Origin of the sequence: Pedococcus sp. 2YAF34 (assembly GCF_052114585.1) — a bacterium.
Classification (GTDB): domain Bacteria; phylum Actinomycetota; class Actinomycetes; order Actinomycetales; family Dermatophilaceae; genus Pedococcus.
Genome location: NZ_JBFRFA010000003.1, coordinates 71,309 through 89,769, shown reverse-complemented (window position 1 = coordinate 89,769; position 18,461 = coordinate 71,309). Strand labels below are relative to the sequence as shown.

Here is an 18,461-nt window from a genome sequence, read left to right as displayed (position 1 = left end):
TGTCGGTGACATCGTACGCACGGGTAACGTGAGTCACATGGGGATCCCACCGCTGGTCGCTCCCGGGCCCGAGCTCACGGTCGAGCAGAAGGCCCGCTACGCCCGGCACATCCTGCTGCCCGACATCGGGGTCGAGGGCCAGCGACGCCTTTCCAACGCGCGCGTCCTCGTCGTGGGCGCCGGCGGCCTGGGCTCGCCCGCGCTGCTCTACCTCGCCGCTGCCGGCGTCGGCACCATCGGCATCGTCGACGACGACGTCGTCGACGCCTCCAACCTCCAGCGGCAGGTCGTCCACGGCGTCGCCGACGTGGGGCGCCCCAAGACGGAGTCGGCCGCCGAGAGCGTCGCCGCGGTCAACCCGCTCGTGACCGTCGTGCGCCACGACCTGCGGCTCACCGCCGACAACGCCCTGGAGGTCCTGGCCGACTACGACGTGGTCCTCGACGGCGCCGACAACTTCGCGACCCGATACCTCGTCAACGACGCCTGTGTCCTGCTGGGCCTGCCGCACGTGTGGGGGTCCATCTACCGGTTCGACGGCCAGGTGTCGGTGTGGTTCGCCGGGCACGGGCCCTGCTACCGCTGCGTGTTCCCCGACCCGCCGCCGCCGGACGCCGTGCCGTCCTGCGCGACCGGCGGGGTGCTCGGCGTGCTGTGCGCGTCGATCGGGTCGGTGCAGGTGGCCGAGGCGGTCAAGCTCGTCGTCGGGCGGGGCGAGCCGCTCGTGGGGCGGCTGCTGGTGCACGACTCCCTGCGCCAGACCTGGGACACGCTCCGGGTGCGCGCCGACCCCGACTGCCCGGTGTGCGGCGAGTCGCCCACGGTCACCGGGCTGGTCGACTACGACGACTTCTGCGGGATCGGGGGAGCAGCGGCCGGGGTCGTGGAGACCCCGGGTTTCGCCGAGGTGTCGGCGACCGAGCTGGCGCAGCTGCTCGCCGAGCGGGAGCGGGGGGAGGCCGAGTTCGAGCTGGTCGACGTCCGCGAGCCGGGGGAGCGCGACATCGTGTCGGTGCCCGGGTCGCGAGCAGTCCACCTCGACGCCTTCCGGGCTGGCACCGCCGAGCAGGAGCTGCCGCGCGGCGTACCCGTCGTGGTGCTCTGCAAGTCCGGCGTGCGGTCCGCCGAGGCGGCCGGCCTGCTGGCGGCGCAGGGCCGCGACGACGTCCGCAACCTCACCGGCGGGGTGCTCGCGTGGGTGCGCGACGTCGACCCGAGCCTGCCCGTGTACTGAGCAGTGGTCACCGACGCCACGGGCTTCGGCCCGCCCAGCGAGTTCGCCGACGACGTCCTCGAGGTCGTCGACCAGATCCCGGAGGGCATGGTCATGACGTACGGCGACATCGCCGAGGTGCTCGGGCGCGGAGGCGCGCGCGGGGTCGGTTCGGTGATGGCGCGGTACGGGTCGGACGTGCCGTGGTGGCGCGTGCTGCGCTCCGGGGGGTACTTCCCGCAGGGGCTGGAGGACGAGGCGCTCGCGCACTACCGGTCCGAGGGGACCCCCCTGGTGGGTGGCGCCCTGGACGGCAGGCGGGTGGACCTGTCGGTGGCCCGCTGGAAGGACGCCCAGCGCCCCAGCGCGTGACGCGCCGGGACGTGTCGGCGCGGTGTCGGCGCGAGGTGATGGAATCAGGACCGTGCTGACCCTGCGCCGTGCCCCGAGCCTCGTCGTCGACGCGCCCGCGCTCGACGACGTGCAGCGGCAGGCCGTCGACCACCGGGGCGGCGTCCTGCGTGTGCTCGGGGGCCCCGGCACCGGCAAGACCACCACCGCCGTCGAGGCCGTCGTGGCCAGGGTCGCAGCCGGCGAGGCGACGCCCGACCAGTGCCTGGTCCTCACGTCGTCGCGCGTCGGGGCAGGGACCTTGCGCGAGCGCGTGACGGCCCGGCTCGGGCGGACCTCGACCGAGCCGCTGGCCCGCACCCACCAGGCCTTCGGGTTCGGCATCCTGCGGCAGGCCGCGGCGCTGCGTGGCGACCCCGCGCCACGACTGCTCAGCGGGCCCGAGCAGGACGTCATCCTTCGCGAGCTGCTCGCCGGGCACGCGGCCGGCGACACGAAGGCGCCGCTGTGGCCCGAGCGCGTCCACGCCGCCCTCGGCACCCGCGGGTTCCGGCACGAGCTGCGCGACCTGCTCATGCGCGCGGTGGAGCTCGACCTCGAGCCGCACGACCTCGCCCGCTGGGGACGCGAGCGCGACCGCCCGGAGTGGGTGGCCGCCGCGTCCGTCCTCGCCGAGTACGACGAGGTGACCGCCCTCTCGGCGCCCGGTGCCTACGACCCGGCGTGGATCCTGGGTGCCGCGGCCGACCTGCTGGTCGAGGACCCCGACGCCCTGGCCCGGCTGCGCGACGGGCTGCGGCTCGTCGTGGTCGACGACGCCCAGGAGCTCACGTCGGCGGCCGCGCGGCTCCTGCGGACCGTGCTGGCGCCGGGCATCGACCTCGTCCTCCTCGGCGACCCCGACAGCGCGGTCCAGACCTTCCGGGGCGCCGACCCTCGATACCTCGCCGACGGCTGGACCGAGCTGGGCAACGGGCCCACGCTGGTGCTGCCCACCGCCCACCGCCTGCCTGCGGCGGTCCACGAGGCAGCCGGTCGCGTGGCGCCCAAGATCGGGGCGCTCGGGGGCGGGGCGCAGCGCGCGGCAACCGCCGCCCGCCCCGGCGGCCAGGTGGAGGTGCGGCTGCTGCGGGCGGTGAGCCAGGAGGCCAGCTGCGTGGCCGCCGAGCTGCGCGAGGCCCACCTGCGACACGGCGTGCCGTGGTCGCAGATGGCCGTCGTCGTGCGCGGCCAGGGACGCACCTCGACGCTGCGCCGCGTGCTCATGGCGTCCGGTGTCCCCGTCGCCGGGTCGGCCACCGACCTGCCGGTGCGCGACGAGGTGGCGGTCCGGCCCCTGCTCGCCCTGCTGGGCGTGGTGCTCGACCTGGCGCGGGGCCTCGAGGACGCGCTCACCCCCGAGGTCGCCGTCGACGCGCTGCTCTCACCGGTGGGCGGCGCCGACGCAGTGGGCCTGCGCCGGCTGCGTCGGGCGCTGCGGCGCCGCGAGCTCGAGGGTGGCGGTGGGCGCACCAGCGACGAGCTCCTCGCCGAGGCCCTGTGCATCCCCGGTGCGCTGGTCGAGCTGGGGCCCGAGGCCAACCCGGCGCGCCGGGTCGCGCGCACCATCGCCGCAGGGGTCAGCGCCGCCAAGGGCGGTGTGGAGGGCGCCTCATGGCGGTGGGCCACGGGCGTCAGCGCCGAGTCGGTGCTGTGGGAGATGTGGTCGGCCACCGGGCTGGCGCGGGAGTGGCAGGCAGCCGCCCTCGCGGGCGGCCAGGCCTCGGCCCGCGCCGACCGCGACCTCGATGCCGTCGTCGGGCTCTTCGACGCCGCAGCGAAGTTCGTCGACCGGCTGCCCCAGGCCGGCCCCGAGGAGTTCCTCACCCACATCGGCAGCCAGGACATCCCGGGCGACACCCTCGTCGCCCGCTCGCCGGTCGGTGAGTCCGTCACCATCACCACCCCGCAGGCGGCGGCAGGTCGGGAGTGGCAGTTCGTCGTCGTCGCCGGTGTGCAGGAGGGGGTGTGGCCCGACCTGAGGCTGCGCGGCTCGCTGCTGGGCTCCGAGCACCTCGTCGACGTCGTGTCCGGGCGGTCGACCACCTTCCGGGCGGCGCAGGCAGCAGTGCGCTACGACGAGACCCGGCTCTTCCTCGTCGCGCTCACCCGCGCCAGCGAACGTGTCCTCGTCACCGCGGTCCGCAGCGACGACGAGCAGCCCTCGGTCTACCTCGACGTCGTCGACCCGGAAACCATTGCGGAGCAAGGCGATCGACCGTTCGCCGACGTGGCCCGCACCATGACCCTCCCCACCCTGGTAGGCCAGCTGCGGCGCCAGCTCCTCGACCCCGACCCCGCCGAGCGCGACACCGCCGTCGCCGCGCTGGCACGCCTCACCCACGAGCGCGTCCCCGGCGCCGACCCCCGTGAGTGGTGGGTCATGCGGTCGGTGTCCGACGACCGGCCACTGCGCACCGACGACCAGCAGGTGCGGGTCTCGCCGAGCAAGGTCGAGGCGTTCGGCAAGTGTGGGCTGCGCTGGCTCTTCAGCTCGGTCGGCGGCGACGGCCCCTCCGTCGGGGCCGCCGACATCGGCACGCTGGTGCACGCCATCGCCCACGACCTCGGCGACGCCGACGCCGAGCGGATGGTCGCGGAGGTGGACGCCCGCTGGGGTCGCCTCGGGCTCGCGTCGGGCTGGGTCTCGGACCGCAAGCGCCACGAGGCGCACGACATGGTGCGCCGGCTCGGCCGCTACTTCCGTGAGGCGGAGGCGGCCGGCTGGACCCGGCTTGGAGCGGAGCTGGACCTGCGTGTCGTCCTGGGGCGCGCGGTCCTCACGGGCCAGGTCGACCGCCTGGAGCGGACGCCCGACGGCCAGGGCCTGCGGGTCGTCGACTACAAGACCGGCAGCAGCAAGCCACGCACCGACGAGCTGGCCCGTCACCCCCAGCTCGGCGCCTACCAGCTCGGGGTGGAGCAGGGCGCGTTCCCCGAGCACGGGACGACCACCGCCGGGGCGGCCCTGCTGCAGGTGGGCAAGAGCGCCCTGGTGAAGACCACGCTGCAGACCCAGCCGCCGCTGGGGGAGGACGAGGACCCGCAGTGGGCCGCCGAGCTGGTGGGTGCGACGGCCGAGGGCATGGCCGGGTCGACGTTCCACGCGACGGTGGGTGAGTGGTGCACGCAGTGCCAGGTGCGCAGCTCCTGCCCCGTGCAGCCCGAGGGGAGGGTGCTGTGAGCACCGACGGACAGCCGCGCGCCAGGCTCTCGGCCCAGGAGGTCGCCGCGGCTCTGGGCCAGCCCGAGCCGACGCCCCAGCAGGTCGCCGTCATCGAGGCGCCGTTGTCGCCCCTGCTCGTGGTCGCCGGTGCCGGGTCCGGCAAGACCGAGACGATGACCGGTCGCGTCGTCTGGCTCGTGGCCAACGGCCTCGTCGAGCCCGACCAGGTCCTCGGCCTCACCTTCACCCGCAAGGCGGCCACCGAGCTGTCCGAGCGCATCGGTGCCCGCCTGCGCCTGCTGCAGTCGCGTGACGTGTGGCACCCCCGCACCGACGACGAGGAGACCGGCGCCGAGGTGCTCGGCGGCACCCCGACGGTGTCCACCTACCACTCGTACGCAGGTCGCCTGGTCCGCGAGCACGCCCTGCGGCTCGGCTACGAGTCGGAGTCGCGGCTGCTGTCCGAGGCCGCCGCCTGGCAGTACGCCTCGGAGGTGGTGTCCGCCTACGACGGGCCGATGGAGCACGTGCCCAACGCCGAGTCGACCGTCACCGCCGCCGTCGTCGACCTCGCCGGCGAGATGGCCGAGCACCTGGTCACCCCGGCCCAGGTCCGCGAGCACCTCGAGGAGGTCCTCGCCTCCCTGGCTGCGCTGCCGCCGGGGACCAGCCGCGCCAAGGACCTGCCTGGCGAGGCCAGGAAGATGCGCGACGCCCTGCGCGCCCGGGCGGGGGTGCTGCCCATGGTGGAGCGCTACCTCGACCTCAAGCGACAGCGCGACGCGATGGACTTCTCTGACCAGATGGCGCTCGCGGCCCGGCTGGCCATGACCTTCCCGGACATCGGCGCCATCGAGCGGCAGCGTTTCGGGGCTGTCCTGCTCGACGAGTTCCAGGACACCTCGGCGGCGCAGCTCGAGCTGCTGAGGTCGCTGTTCGTCGCTGAGGGAGAGCCGGTCCCCGTGACCGCGGTCGGCGACCCGCACCAGTCGATCTACGGGTGGCGTGGCGCCAGCGCCACCACGCTCAGCGCCTTCCGCGAGGTGTTCCGCGACGGTGGTGCGACCGGCGCGCCGGCGCCGGTCAAGCCGCTGTCGACGAGCTGGCGCAACGACGAAGCCGTGCTCGACGTCGCCAACGCCGTGGCCGGGTCGCTGCGCGCCGACTCCGCCGTCCCGGTGGAGGAGCTGTCGGCCCGCCCCGGGTCCGGTCCCGGCCGCGTCAGCGCCGCCCGGGTGCTCACCGCCGCCCAGGAGGCCTCCCTCGTCGCGACCTGGCTGCGGGACCGGCGCACCCAGGGCGCGAAGTCCGCCGCGGTGCTGTGCCGCAAGCGGTCGCAGTTCGCGCTCGTGATCGACGCCCTCGAGGCTGAGGGAGTTCCCTACGAGGTCGTGGGCCTCGGCGGCCTCCTGCTCACCCCCGAGGTGGAGGACATCACCTCACTGCTGCACGTCGTCCACGACCCGACGCGTGGTGACCAGCTCATGCGCCTGCTCACCGGTCCGCTGTGCCGCCTCGGCGCTGCCGACCTCGACGGGCTGATGGCCTGGGCCCGTCACCAGCAGGACCTGCGCATCAGCGCCGCCCGTCGTGCCGCAGGAGACGAATCCGCCAACGGGGCCGGCGACGCGACGAGGGCGACCGGCGGCACGACGGAGTCCGGCCCCGGTGGGGGCGGCGCCACGGTCGAGCCGGTCGACCAGGCGCCGGACAGCACCGACCGGGTCAGCATCGTCGAGGCCGTCGACGACCTGCCGCCCTCGGGGTGGCTCGGCCGCGACGGCCAGGCGGTCAGCGACGTCGCCCTCGGCCGGCTCGCGGGTCTGCAGCAGGCGATCCGCCGACTCAGGTCGCTGAGCAGCCTTCCCCTCGCCGACCTCGTCGGGGAGGCCGAGCGCGTGCTCGGCCTCGACATCGAGGTCCTCGCTCGGGAGGGCTACACCCCGACGGCCGCCCGCGCACACCTCGACGCCTTCGCCGACGTCGCCGCGAGCTTCACCGTCAGCGCCGACCGTCCCAACCTCGGGGGCTTCCTCGCCTGGCTCGGCGCTGCCCTCAAGGAGGAGCGCGGGCTCGACAAGGGCTACATCGAGGCCTCCACCGATGCCGTCCAGGTGCTCACCGTCCATGCGGCCAAGGGCCTGGAGTGGGACGCCGTGGCGGTTCCCGGCCTCGTGGAAGGGTCGTTCCCGGCCCTGTCGTCGGCGGTCAGCCGGGTCGTCGACGACGAGTGGGCCGTGCCCACGCCGAAGGCCCGCGGCTGGGTCGCGGGCCTGCAGGACGGCGGCATCCCCTACGCCTTGCGCGGCGACGCCCACGGCCTGCCCGTCCTGGACTGGCGTGCGGCCGAGGACTGGAAAGACATCGACGGCCGGGTCGAGAAGTTCCTGCACGCCGGGGGCGAGCACGCAGTCGCCGAGGAGCGGCGCCTCGCCTACGTCGCGTTCACCCGCGCGAAGACCGACATGCTGCTCATGGCCCCGGTCTGGACCGACGGGAAGACACCGAAGGTGACCTCGCGCTTCCTCCTCGAGGCCCTCGCGGGTGAGGACCTCTCCGTGCAGGTCCTGGAGTGGGCCGACATGCCCGACCCGCTCGAGCCCGAGCGCGCGGAGAACCCCGCCGCGGCGGAGGTCGTCTCGGTGCAGTGGCCGGCGGACCCGCTGGCCGAGCGCAGGACGGCCCTCGCCGACGGCGCCATGGCGGTGCAGCAGGCGATCGAGGACTACGACCAGCGCACGTCACGGGGCGACGGCCCCCTCGAGCAGGGGCTGCTGCCGCTGCCGGGGGAACGGCTCTCGGTCCTCGAGGAGCTCGACCTGCTGCTCGAGGAACGGCGCCGGCTCGCGACCCGTGGCGACGTCACCGTCCTGCTGCCGCGCCACCTGTCGGCGTCGGCGGTGGTGTCGCTGGCGCAGGACCCCGAGCGGTTCGCGTCGGCGCTCCGTCGACCGATGCCCGAGCCCCCCGCACTCGCGGCCCGGCGAGGCACCGCGTTCCACGCGTGGGTCGAGCAGCACTTCGCGAAGGCGGCCATGGTCGACATCCTCGACCTGCCCGGCAGCGCCGACGACGACCCGGCAGACGATGCCGAGCTGCCGGTGATGAAGGAGCACTTCCTCGCCAGCGAGTGGGCCTCCCGCACCCCGGCCGAGATCGAGATCGCGGTGGAGACCGTGATCGACGGCATCGCGGTGCGCGGACGCATCGATGCGGTGTTCCCGCGCCCCGGCGGTGGCTTCACGGTCGTGGACTGGAAGACCGGGGCCAAGCCGTCGGGGGAGGTGGCCCGGGCGCGCGCACTGCAGCTGGCTGCCTACCGCGTCGCCTTCGCCCGCCTGCGCGGCCTGGACCTCGAGGACGTCGATGCCGCGTTCTACTACGCGGGCTCGGGGGAGACCGTGTTCCCCGAGCTGCCTGACGACACGCACATCGCCCAGCTCCTCGCGGCGGTACCGGACTAGGGCGCGAGCAGGACAGCGCGACCGGGGACGCTACTGCGCCCAGGGCGGCGCGAGCTCCTCGCCGCCCGGCTGCATCGACGCCTTCATCCCCACCAGGGAGGTGACCCAGGCGCAGGCTGGTTCGTCCGCGCTGTTGCCGACGGTGAGCACCGCCCCGGCCGGCACGAGGACGGCGTCCCCGGTCTGGGCGGTGAAGTGCTCGCGGTCGACCTCGACGTCAAGCTCACCGGCGAGGACGTGCAGGACCTCCTCCTCCGTCATGCTGTGGGGCCGTCCGGGGGTGTGCGGCGCGAAGTCGGCTCGCCAGGCAGCGATGCTCCTGGCGCCGCTGGCGCTGGACACCAACGAGCTGAACCTGACGCCGTGCAGGTCGAAGACCCGGGCCTCGGAGCGGGGACGGTGTCGCCCTTCCCTCTCTTCCACTTCTTCCATGACTTCCTCCTCAGATGGACAACCTGGTTGACCATATACGGTCAACCAGGTTGTCGACAAGGCCTAGGGTGGGGGCATGGACCCAGTGGACGACCTGGCAATGCCGTTCCTGCTGATGTCGGCGTTCCGGAACCTCGTCGACGCCGTGCACGCGCAGCTGGCCGATGACGGGTTCCCCGGGGTCCGGGCCACGCACGGGTTCGCGATGCAGGCGATCGGGGCCGGCTGCACGAGCGTCGAGCTGGGTGAGCGGCTCGGGGTCTCGAAGCAGGCGGCCGCGAAGACCGCGTCGACGCTCGAGGAGATGGGCCTCCTGCGGCGCGAGCCCGTCGAGCGGGACGCTCGTCAGAAGCTGCTCGTGCCCACGCCTGCAGGTCGTCGCATGCTGAGGCTGTCAGCGTCGGCCTTCCGCGCGGAACTGGCCAGGTGGCGCGAGGACGTGGGGGACGCCGGCGTCGACGCCACCCTGGCCACCCTGTCGGTGGTCGCCGCCGGTGGTCGTGGCCCCACCGACTTGTCCGACTGGACCTGAGCTGCGCAGGCGGTCCGGGCCAGCCCCGAAGGAAGCACGGGGGAGGCACGGGGGAGGCGCCGGCGGCTAGGGGCGCGAGTAGCCCGGCTCGAACTCCGGGCCCGGGTCCTCGTCGTCGTCGTCGAACTGCACCGGGGCCGCGGAGGCGGGTGGCCGTGGGGCCGCCGGCGGTGACGCGACCGGGATCTCGGTGGTGGAGTCGTCATACGGCTCAGGCACGGGCTGCTCGTCGTGGTCGTCCTGCGCGGGATCGTGGAGGAGGTGCTCCTGGCCCTCAGGCTCTTCCTGCTCCCGTTCGTCCTCGTGGTCCTCGGGGTCAGCGGGGGACTCGTCGCCGTCGTCGCGACGCTCGTCCTCGTCCGCCGCCTGGTCGAGGTAGTCGGCAGCCTCGTCCTCGTTGACCGTGGGGGCGAACATCACCGCGACGTCCTCGTCCTCCTCGTCCTCGGTGTCCTCGACGACGTCCGGCGGGACCACGACAGGCCCGGGGCGGCGCGCAGGGGTGGTCCCGGCCCGCCGGTAGTCGTGGGCCGCCTCCTCCCGCTCGTGCACCTCGTCCTCGAGCCGGCGCAGCGCGGCCGCGTGGCGCTCGACGAGCAGGCGGTCGGCGCTGCCGACCGCTGCCAGCAGTGCCGACAGGACCCGCATCTCGGCGACGAGCCGGGCGCGGGTCAGCAGGTGGGGGTCGGGGCGTTCGGAGCGCGCGTGGGCGTAGGCCTCCATGAGCGTCTCGAGCGCGGGCTCGGACGCCTGGGTCGCCAGGGCGGAGAAGTCGTCTGCCGGGTCGGCGACCTTGGCGTCCTCCCACCCGGTGAAGGCCTTGACGCGGCCGGTGGAGGCGTCCTGGTCGTCCTCGAAGACCACGAGCACCTGGTCGCCGGTGAGGTCGCCGTGCGTCGGGGTGGGCGCGAACCGCCACAGGGCCACGTCCTCGAGCTGCTTCTCCCACCGGGCGAGCAGGCCCGTCGGCACGTGCCCCGTGGCGGCCGCCCGGTCGAGCTCGGTGAGCCGGCGCGTGCGGTAGGTGTCGGCGTCGTAGGCCGGAAGCCCTGCCTCCTCGAAGAGCCCGTGGTCGGCGTTGTGCAGCGCGGCGATGGCGCGTCCGAGCTCGGCGGCGAGTCCGGGGCCCGGGGGCAGGGCCGAGAAGTCGATGTTCTGGCCGGGCAGGAAGGGGTAGATCGCGGCCCGTCCGCCCTCCTTCAGCGGCGCGAAGCCCTTGGGCGTGGGGACGCTGAACGGCAGCCGGCGCGCGAGGAGGCCGAGCAGCCCGAAGGTGGACTCCATCTGCGCCGCGGCAGCCTGGCTGCGCGGCACCCGGATCACCCACCGGCGGTGCTGGGTGTCCTGGACGAACGCGACGTCGTACTGGTGGTCGGGGGTCCCCGGCAGTGCCTCGACGCTCGCGGGGTCCAGGCCCGGCACGGCGGCGCTGGCCAGTGCGGCGAGGAAGAGGGGGGTGCGTTCCACGCGCCCACCGTATGCCGAGAGGGCGCACCTAGGGTGGAGGCGTGGGCTCCTTCGCCAAAACTCTCCCGAATCTGCCGTTCGCCCAGCCCGGGCTCGACCGCTCGGCCGAGCTCCGCAGCGACCCCGGTCTGCTGGCGGACCTGCTCGCGACGCCGACGACCCGCGTCCTGGAGCTGCACGGCGACCGGGTCGAGGTCCGCGAGGAGGAAGGCCTCGCGCGGTTGTCGCTGCGGGCCCCGCAGGCCGGCGACATCGACCGGCTCGGACTCTTCCTCGGCGTCGACGACCACGACGCCTCCCACGTCGCCGTGGTGCTCGACCCACCCCCGGAGGATCACGGACGGCCGGACGGCTCCCACGGCGTGGAGGGGGGCGGGCTGCGTACCCTGCGGCAGGTCGGTGCCCACCTCGAGGCGCTCGACGCCACCCTCTTCACGACGTCCCTCGCGCTGGCCAACTGGCACCGCGCGCACCCGTTCTGCCCGCGCTGCGGCGCCCCCACCGAGCCGGCCCAGGGCGGCTGGCTACGCCGTTGCACCGCCGAGGGCAGCGAGCACTACCCGCGCACCGACGTGGCCGTGATCATGTCCGTCGTCGACCAGGACGACCGGCTGCTGCTGGCCCGTGGCGCGGGCTGGGGCGAGGGCAGGTTCTCCGTCCTCGCCGGGTTCCTCGAGCCGGGGGAGAGCCTGCCCGTCGCGGTCGCCCGGGAGGTCCGCGAGGAGGTGGGCCTGGAGGTCACCGACGTGGAGTACCTCGGCGACCAGCCGTGGCCGTTCCCCACCTCGCTGATGGTGGGCTTCACCGCGCGGGCCGTGGGGGGCGACCTCGTGCTCCAGGACTCCGAGATCGCCGAGGCGCGGTGGTTCAGCCGCGAGGAGCTGGTGGCGGCCGTCGAGGACGGCCGGCTCGCGATGTCGGGTCGGCTGTCGATCTCGCGGCGCCTGCTGGAGCACTGGCTGGGCCACGAGCTCGACCGCCCGTGACAGCGCTCAGCCGCCCGGACCCGGACGGGTGGGGCGGCTGAGGGCTGTCCAGCGGGTCAGGAGGCGAGGCGCTTCTTGACCTCGTTGATCGAGGGGTTCGTCGCGGCGGTGCCGTCGGGGAACAGCAGCGTGGGGACGGTCTGGTTGCCGCCGTTGACGTCCATCACGAACTTCACCGCGTCGGCCTCGTCCTCGATGTTCACCTCGGTGAACGCGATGCCCTCGCGGCCCATCTGCGCCTTGAGGCGGTTGCAGTACCCGCACCACGAGGTGGTGAACATGGTCACGGAACCGGGGGCCGGGGCCTTCAGGGTCGACATCGGGCAGCACTCGCTCTCTCGAGGGGTCGGGATCGTCGTACGGGCCCCGTCGTGGGGCCACGGTCGTCAACGTCGACGGGGGCCGCGGTCTTCCCCTGCGCCGGTGTGACGTCGGTGACCATGATGTCCCATGCCCGAAACCCGCCTCGACCCAGCGCTCCTGCGACTCGCCGCCTCCCGCAACCTCGCCGCCCTGGCTGCCCTCAAGCGCGACGGCCGGCCCCAGCTGTCCATGGTCAACTACGCGCTCGCGCTCGAGGGCGACACGGCGACGGCGAGGGTGTCGGTCGTCGACGGCCGGGCCAAGGTCGCGAACCTGCAGCGCGACCCGCGCGCGTCCCTGCTCGTCACCTCGCCCGACGGCTGGTCGTACACCGTGCTCGAGGGCGATGCCGAGCTGTCGCCCGTCGCGCGGGCGGAGGACGACCCCACGGTGGAGGAGCTCGTCGAGCTCTACCGGGCCATCCGCGGGGAGGACCACCCGGACTGGGGCGACTACCGCCGGGCGATGGTGGCCGACCACCGGCGCATCCTGCGGGTCCACGTGCACAAGGTCTACGGCCTGGTGCAGTGACCGGCGCGTGGGCCGGACCGGGCTGGGGACACGCGTACGCCGCCGTCAGCGGGGTCTGACAGGATCGCGGGCGATGTCCCCTGCACCTGCGACGCCCAGCGCCGACGAGATCCTCACCGCCCTCGACCCCGAGCAGCGTGAGGTGGCCGCCCACCCCCTGGGGCCGATGTGCGTGCTCGCCGGGGCGGGCACCGGCAAGACCCGGGCCATCACCCACCGGATCGCCTACGGGGTCCACTCCGGCGCCTACCAGCCCCAGCGCGTGCTGGCGGTCACCTTCACCGCCCGCGCTGCCGGCGAGATGCGCACCCGCCTGCGCGACCTCGGGGTGGGAGGGGTGCAGGCGCGCACCTTCCACGCGGCCGCGCTGCGCCAGCTCCACTACTTCTGGCCGCAGGCCATCGGGGGTGCCGCGCCCGAGGTCATGCCGCACAAGGCGGCGGCCGTCGCCCAGGCGGCTGCGTCGCTGCGCCTCGACCTGGCTCGCGACCGCACCGCCATCCGCGACCTCGCCGCCGAGGTCGAGTGGGCCAAGGTCTCGATGCTCACCCCGGAGACGTATGCCGCCGGCGCCCGTGCCGCCCGCCGTGAGCCGCCGGGCCTCGACGCCACGGCCATGGCCCGCGTGCTCGAGGCCTACGAGCAGGTCAAGACCCAGCGCGGGGTCATCGACTTCGAGGACGTGCTGCTCCTGACCGTCGGCATCCTCTCCGAGCGGGAGGACATCGCGCGGGCCGTGCGGGCGCAGTACCGGCACTTCGTCGTCGACGAGTACCAGGACGTCAACACGCTGCAGCAGCGGCTGCTCGAGCTGTGGGTGGGTGAGCGCCCCGACCTGTGCGTCGTCGGCGACCCCGCGCAGACCATCTACTCGTTCACCGGCGCGAGCCCGCGGCACCTGTTGGAGTTCCCGGCCACGCACCCCAAGGCGCAGGTCGTACGGCTGGTGCGCAACTACCGCTCGACACCGCAGATCGTCGGGCTCGCCAACCTCGTGGTCCGCGGGCCCTCCGGCGCGATGCGCAGCAACGCCGTCACCCTGCAGGCGCAGGCGGCCGACGGCCCGACCCCCTCGCTGACCGCCCACCCGGACGACCCGGCCGAGGCCGCCGCCGTGGCGGGCGAGATCGCCGACCGGGTGGCCAAGGGCGTCTCCCCGGGCGACATGGCGGTCCTGTTCCGCACCAACGGCCAGTCCGAGGCCTTCGAGGCGGCGCTGGCCGAGCGGGACATCCCCTACCTGGTGCGCGGTGGCGAGCGGTTCTTCGCCCGTCGGGAGGTCCGCGACGCGATCCTGCTGGTGCGCGGCGCGGCGCGGTCCGACGACGGGTCGATCCCGCTCCCGGACCTCGTCCGGGACGTCCTCCTCGGCGCCGGGTGGACCCGGGAGGCGCCCAACGCCGGTGGGGCGGCCCGCGAGCGCTGGGAGTCGCTCGCCGCGCTCGCCGCCCTGGCCGACGACCTCGTCGCCGCCTCACCGGAGGCTCGGCTGCCGGACTTCGTGCGAGAGCTCGACGAACGCGCCGCCGCCCAGCACGCGCCGGCGGTGCAGGGTGTCACCCTCGCCTCGCTGCACGCCGCCAAGGGCCTGGAGTGGGACGTGGTGTTCCTGGCCGGGGTGTCCGACGGCTACCTGCCGATCACCATGGCCGACACCCCCGAGGCGATCGAGGAGGAGCGCCGGCTCGCCTACGTCGGGGTGACCCGCGCCCGCCGCGAGCTGCGGCTGTCGTGGGCTGGTGCCCGCACGCCCGGCGCCCGGGCCAGCCGTCGCCCGTCGAGGTTCCTCGACGGCGCCTCGAGCATCCTCGGTGAGGGCGCGCGGTCCCAGCCCAAGAACAGCTCCGGCCGGCGCGGCGCCGCGGGCAAGCCCGGGAAGCCCGTGCTGCCTGCCCACTGCCGCTCGTGCGGCACCGAGCTGACGACGGCGGCCCAGCGCAAGACGGGTCGCTGCGACGACTGCCCCCCCACCTACTCCGAGGCCGTGTTCGACCGGCTCCGCGAGTGGCGCCTGGCCGTCGCCCGCGCGACGAGCGTGCCCGCCTACGTCGTGTTCACCGACGCCACGCTCACCGCCATCGCCGAGCGGGAGCCCTCCTCCGAGGGCCAGCTGGCGCAGATCTCCGGTGTCGGGGCCCGCAAGCTGGGTCTGTACGGCGCGCAGGTCCTCGCCCTGATCGGCGGTTCCTCCGTAGAAGAAGTTCTCGAAACTCGTTCGGCTGCAACAGATTCCGAAGACTGACCGCCGGCCGCAGAATTCTCTGCCGAATTTCTCGTTAAATGCGTTGCTGGCCCCTCGGACGCTGCTCTACCCTTGACGAGCACGCCCGGTGGGAACACCGACCGGGCCCGAACGACACCGCGAAGGAGGGTGACCCCATGGAGAACATCACGATGACGATCGACGCGACGCACATGTCCCGCGTCCGTTCCGTGTGCCCCGAGGTCGCCCGTGTCGTCCTCGCAGGCCGTGGGCCGGTCGCCCAGGGGACCGCTGTGTCCGCCTCCATCGCCGTCCGCGCCATCGCCGATGCCCAGCTCCCGACGTCCGACGTCGACGGCTTCGGCGCCGGCAACGGCACCACCGTCAAGGATCTCGCGTTCCGTCCCTTCGGAGAGCCACCTGTCTAGGCCACCAGCCAGCAGGACCTCTCCGAGGCCGCGGAACCCGACATCCGGGATCCGCGGCCTTTCTGTTTGTCCAGACAGATTTCTTCCGCACCAGACCTGCAGGGAGAAGCACCACCGATGAAGCACGACAGCACCGACGAGAACACGCCGGCCCCCGACCGGGGAACCACCGGCGAGAACGAGACGCACACCACTGCCACCACCGTGGCGGGACGACGAGAGGGAGGTGACACCCGATGCAGTTGAGCGCACTCCACGACCTGAACGAGCAGGCCGCGACGGCAGGCGACGGCATCCCGTGTCGAGAGAACGACGCCGAGATGTGGTTCGCCGAGAGCCCCGCCGACGTCGAGTTCGCGAAATCGCTGTGCCACACGTGCCCGGCCCGGATGGCCTGCCTCGCAGGAGCCACCGACCGTGCCGAGCCGTGGGGCGTCTGGGGAGGCGAGCTCTTCGTCCAGGGGGTCGTCGTCGCCCGCAAGCGGCCGCGCGGCCGCCCGCGGAAGAACCCGGTCGCCGCATGAGCGCCGCCGTCGTGACCGCCACCCCGATCGCGGGGGTGCCTGAGGGGGCTCCCGTGGACCCGGCCGTCGATGCCGGGTCCACGGGACGGCTCCTGCGCCGCCCGCACACCACCACCGTCCAGCACCGCACCACCAGGAGACCGATCATGTTCCAGGCCTTGTACGCCGACCTGGCGCGCGCCCATCGCCGGCGCCGTCAGCGGGAGTACCAGCGCCGGCTCGAGGCACAGTCGCAGCACGAGATGCTGCTGGCCATGCCTCGCATGCTGGCCCGGTGACCCGCCGCCCCGAACCCGCCGGGACCCCCGTATTGAGGTGGTCCCGGCGGGTTCATCCATGTCCGGGCACTCGCGGGCGGCACCACCTAGGCTCGCGGCATGTCGCGTGACGCCGTGGTGGCAGCCCTGACCGCGCCCGAGCTCGCCCCCGTCGTCGACCTGGTCGTGTGGGTGGAGGACGGCGCCGCGATGGCGGCCAACCACCTCGGCCGGGTGCGGCTGCACGCCGACGGCCGCCACGAGGTGGTGGCGGGTCAGGACCCGGTGCCCTCGACGGACCCGATGGCCTTCCTGCCGTATGCCGCCGAGCTCGCGTCCCCGGGTCCCCGCGTCTCCACCGACAACGCCTACCCGTACGCGGCGCGGCGGATCCTCTCGGCGTTCGGGGATGCCGACCGCAGCCCCGACGTCGCGGTGGTGCACACGCCCCGCCACTTCTTCCCCGACGAGGGCGGCCACCGCGGCGAGCACGGGTCGCTCGACGTGATCCAGTCCCGCGCGCCCCTGGTCATGGCCGGTCCCGGGGTGCAGCGGCTGGGCGCGGTCGACGACCACGCCCGTCTCGTCGACGTCGGCCCGACGCTCGCCGTGCTCTGCGGTGTCCCGGAGGCCGACCTCGCCGATGCGGGTGGTGAGCCGCTGGACGGCACCCCGCTCACGCAGTACCTCCGGCCGACCGCAGCGGAGGTGCAGCCGCGGACCGACGCAGAGGGTGTCCCGGCGAACCCACCTCGTCGCGTCGTCGGCATCCTCTGGGACGGCGCCCACTGCGGTGACCTGCTCGCCATGGCGGAGGCCGGCGAGCTGCCCGGCGTCGCCTGGCTCCTCGAGCGGGGGATGGCGCTGCGCGGGGGAGCGGTGGCGGAGTTCCCGAGCGTCACCCTGACCAACCACACCTCGATCCTCACCGGCGTCGGCCCGGGGCGGCACGGGGTGCTGGGCAATGTCTTCTTCGACCGGGCCACCGGTGAGCGCGTCGTGCCCAACGACGCCGCGACCTGGCACCGCAGTGCAGAGTGGCTGCGGCCGGGTGTGCGCACGGTCTTCGAGATGGTGAACGACCTTGTGCCGCAACGCAGCTCGCCGCGCACGGCCAGCGTCGACGAGGCGATCGACCGGGGCGCGGACTACGGCACCATGGCGCTGCTGCGCGAGGCCGGCGGGTTCCACGCGGCCGCCGACGGCATGGGCGACCTGATGCCCGACCCGGCGACGTCGGTGTTCCTGCAGCACCCCGAGCACCTCGACGACAGCTACTTCCACTGGGGCATGCAGGTCGACGACCTCGGCCTGCAGCAGGTGCTGCAGCTCTGGGAGGACGCCGACACCGCGCCGGCGCTGACCTGGTGGGCCAACGTCGTCACCGATGCCGGCTACCACGGTGGTGGCCCTCGCTCGCCGATGGCACGCGACGCCCTGCGGCAGAGCGACGCCCGGCTGGTGGCGTTCCTCGACCACCTCGAGTCGCTGGGGGTCCGCGACGAGGTCACCTTCCTGCTCACCGCCGACCACGGGTTCGAGGCGGCCGACCCCTCGGTCACCGGATCGTGGGCGCCCGCGCTGGAGGCGCTCGGCATCCCCTACCGCGACGAGGGGCCCGGCTTCGTCTACCTCCTCTGACCACCTCAGCGCTGCTGCGACCACCACCCCGCGTGGCTAGGCTGGCCGCCATGGCCACGCAGATCCGCATCGCCCAGGACGAGGCCGCCGACGCGGTCCTCAGCTCGGACCCGTTCGCGCTCCTGGTGGGCATGCTGCTGGACCAGCAGTACCCGATGGAGCACGCGTTCCGCGGCCCCTGGAAGATCCTCGAGCGGTTCGGGACGCTGGACCCCTCGGCCATCGCCGACGCCGAGCCCGACGCGTTCGCCGACCTGTGCTCGACCCCTCCTGCCATCCACCGCTACGGCCGGTCCATGGCAGGACGCGTCCAGCAGCTCGCCGTGGTGGTCCGCGACGAGTACGACGGCGACGCGGAGACCATCTGGACGGGGGCGTCGGACGCGGCCGACCTGCTCGCGCGCCTCCGGGCGCTGCCCGGGTTCGGCGACCAGAAGGCCCGCATCTTCGCGGCACTGGTGGGCAAGCAGCTCGACGTGCGGCCGGCCGGCTGGCAGGAGGCCGTCGGTCCCTACGCCGAGGACGGCTCGTACCGGTCGGTGGCCGACGTCGTCGACGCCGAGTCGCTGGCCAAGGTGCGCGAGTTCAAGCAGGCCGCCAAGGCCGAGGCGAAGGCGAAGGCCGCCTCGGTCAAGCCGGTCAAGCCGGTCAAGCCGGTCAAGTCGGCCAAGGCCTGACCGTGGCGCAGGACGCCCCGGTCTGCGCCACCTGCGGGCAGGTGGCGCCCGACCCGGCGCTGGCCGCCATCACCTGGACGCGCGGCACCGAGAACGGCCGCGACGTCTGGACGTGTGACCGTTGCAGCCGCGAGCACCTGCGCAGCATCGAGGGGAAGCTCGACAGCGCCTGGTGGTGAGCCTGCCC

General features: G+C 73.9%; 17 protein-coding genes. 14 read left to right on the top strand and 3 right to left on the bottom strand.

Going from position 1 to position 18,461, the window contains the following annotated elements:
• Nucleotides 1-37 precede the first annotated feature (37 nt).
• From moeB to AB4Z02_RS02755, 4 genes are read left to right on the top strand one after another with little or no spacing between them, the layout of a single operon-like run.
• Nucleotides 38-1,234 (top strand): molybdopterin-synthase adenylyltransferase MoeB, encoded by a 1,197-nt coding sequence (gene moeB / locus AB4Z02_RS02770; protein ID WP_441969131.1) that lies wholly within the window; start codon nucleotides 38-40, stop codon nucleotides 1,232-1,234.
• A 3-nt stretch (nucleotides 1,235-1,237) separates the two neighbouring features.
• Nucleotides 1,238-1,585: an MGMT family protein gene (locus AB4Z02_RS02765; RefSeq protein WP_056883420.1), complete on the top strand. Its 348-nt coding sequence runs from the start codon at nucleotides 1,238-1,240 to the stop codon at nucleotides 1,583-1,585.
• 52 nt (nucleotides 1,586-1,637) lie between these two features.
• Nucleotides 1,638-4,787 (top strand): ATP-dependent helicase, encoded by a 3,150-nt coding sequence (locus AB4Z02_RS02760; protein ID WP_441969128.1) that lies wholly within the window; start codon nucleotides 1,638-1,640, stop codon nucleotides 4,785-4,787.
• Nucleotides 4,784-8,233, top strand: coding sequence for a UvrD-helicase domain-containing protein (locus tag AB4Z02_RS02755; protein WP_441969126.1), 3,450 nt, complete (start codon nucleotides 4,784-4,786; stop codon nucleotides 8,231-8,233). Before AB4Z02_RS02760 ends, AB4Z02_RS02755 begins: the two co-directional genes overlap by 4 nt.
• Nucleotides 8,234-8,263: 30 nt before the next feature.
• On the opposite strand, the gene AB4Z02_RS02750 is transcribed toward AB4Z02_RS02755, so the two are convergent.
• Entirely contained in the window at nucleotides 8,264-8,665 is a 402-nt protein-coding gene (locus tag AB4Z02_RS02750; protein ID WP_441969124.1) for a cupin domain-containing protein, read from the bottom strand.
• A 76-nt stretch (nucleotides 8,666-8,741) separates the two neighbouring features.
• Here AB4Z02_RS02750 and AB4Z02_RS02745 point away from each other — a divergent pair, with 76 nt between their 5' ends.
• A complete protein-coding gene (locus AB4Z02_RS02745; protein ID WP_082590356.1) occupies nucleotides 8,742-9,197 on the top strand; it encodes a MarR family winged helix-turn-helix transcriptional regulator in 456 nt (151 codons plus the stop codon).
• A gap of 66 nt (nucleotides 9,198-9,263) precedes the next feature.
• On the opposite strand, the gene AB4Z02_RS02740 is transcribed toward AB4Z02_RS02745, so the two are convergent.
• Nucleotides 9,264-10,664: a phosphotransferase gene (locus AB4Z02_RS02740; protein WP_441969122.1), complete on the bottom strand. Its 1,401-nt coding sequence runs from the start codon at nucleotides 10,662-10,664 to the stop codon at nucleotides 9,264-9,266.
• A 41-nt stretch (nucleotides 10,665-10,705) separates the two neighbouring features.
• Here AB4Z02_RS02740 and nudC point away from each other — a divergent pair, with 41 nt between their 5' ends.
• On the top strand, nucleotides 10,706-11,650 hold the full coding sequence (gene nudC / locus AB4Z02_RS02735) for an NAD(+) diphosphatase (protein ID WP_441969120.1): 945 nt from the start codon (nucleotides 10,706-10,708) through the stop codon (nucleotides 11,648-11,650).
• Between the two features lie 56 nt (nucleotides 11,651-11,706).
• Here nudC and AB4Z02_RS02730 read toward each other — a convergent pair whose 3' ends face one another.
• Nucleotides 11,707-11,970, bottom strand: a complete 264-nt coding sequence (locus AB4Z02_RS02730) for a glutaredoxin domain-containing protein (protein ID WP_056883426.1) — start codon at nucleotides 11,968-11,970, stop codon at nucleotides 11,707-11,709.
• Between the two features lie 130 nt (nucleotides 11,971-12,100).
• Between AB4Z02_RS02730 and AB4Z02_RS02725 the strand changes: the two genes are divergently transcribed.
• The 8 genes from AB4Z02_RS02725 to AB4Z02_RS02690 all read left to right on the top strand — a co-directional run bounded on the left by AB4Z02_RS02725 (nucleotide 12,101) and on the right by AB4Z02_RS02690 (nucleotide 18,453).
• Nucleotides 12,101-12,544, top strand: coding sequence for a PPOX class F420-dependent oxidoreductase (locus tag AB4Z02_RS02725; RefSeq protein WP_441969117.1), 444 nt, complete (start codon nucleotides 12,101-12,103; stop codon nucleotides 12,542-12,544).
• Nucleotides 12,545-12,617: 73 nt separating this feature from the next.
• Complete coding sequence (locus AB4Z02_RS02720) at nucleotides 12,618-14,786, top strand: ATP-dependent DNA helicase UvrD2 (protein WP_441969115.1); 2,169 nt, start codon at nucleotides 12,618-12,620, stop codon at nucleotides 14,784-14,786.
• Nucleotides 14,787-14,923: 137 nt separating this feature from the next.
• Nucleotides 14,924-15,175 carry a hypothetical protein gene (locus AB4Z02_RS02715; protein ID WP_056883429.1) on the top strand — a complete coding sequence of 84 codons (252 nt, stop codon included), beginning with the start codon at nucleotides 14,924-14,926 and terminating at the stop codon, nucleotides 15,173-15,175.
• A 236-nt stretch (nucleotides 15,176-15,411) separates the two neighbouring features.
• Nucleotides 15,412-15,699, top strand: a complete 288-nt coding sequence (locus AB4Z02_RS02710) for a WhiB family transcriptional regulator (RefSeq protein ID WP_441969113.1) — start codon at nucleotides 15,412-15,414, stop codon at nucleotides 15,697-15,699.
• Nucleotides 15,696-15,977, top strand: a complete 282-nt coding sequence (locus tag AB4Z02_RS02705) for a hypothetical protein (RefSeq protein WP_056883431.1) — start codon at nucleotides 15,696-15,698, stop codon at nucleotides 15,975-15,977. The genes AB4Z02_RS02710 and AB4Z02_RS02705 overlap by 4 nt, the downstream gene beginning before the upstream one ends.
• Before the next feature lie 99 nt (nucleotides 15,978-16,076).
• Complete coding sequence (locus AB4Z02_RS02700; protein WP_441969111.1) at nucleotides 16,077-17,597, top strand: alkaline phosphatase family protein; 1,521 nt, start codon at nucleotides 16,077-16,079, stop codon at nucleotides 17,595-17,597.
• 50 nt (nucleotides 17,598-17,647) lie between these two features.
• Nucleotides 17,648-18,274, top strand: coding sequence for an HhH-GPD-type base excision DNA repair protein (locus tag AB4Z02_RS02695; RefSeq protein ID WP_441969109.1), 627 nt, complete (start codon nucleotides 17,648-17,650; stop codon nucleotides 18,272-18,274).
• Between the two features lie 2 nt (nucleotides 18,275-18,276).
• A complete protein-coding gene (locus tag AB4Z02_RS02690; RefSeq protein ID WP_441969107.1) occupies nucleotides 18,277-18,453 on the top strand; it encodes a hypothetical protein in 177 nt (58 codons plus the stop codon).
• Nucleotides 18,454-18,461 lie beyond the last annotated feature (8 nt).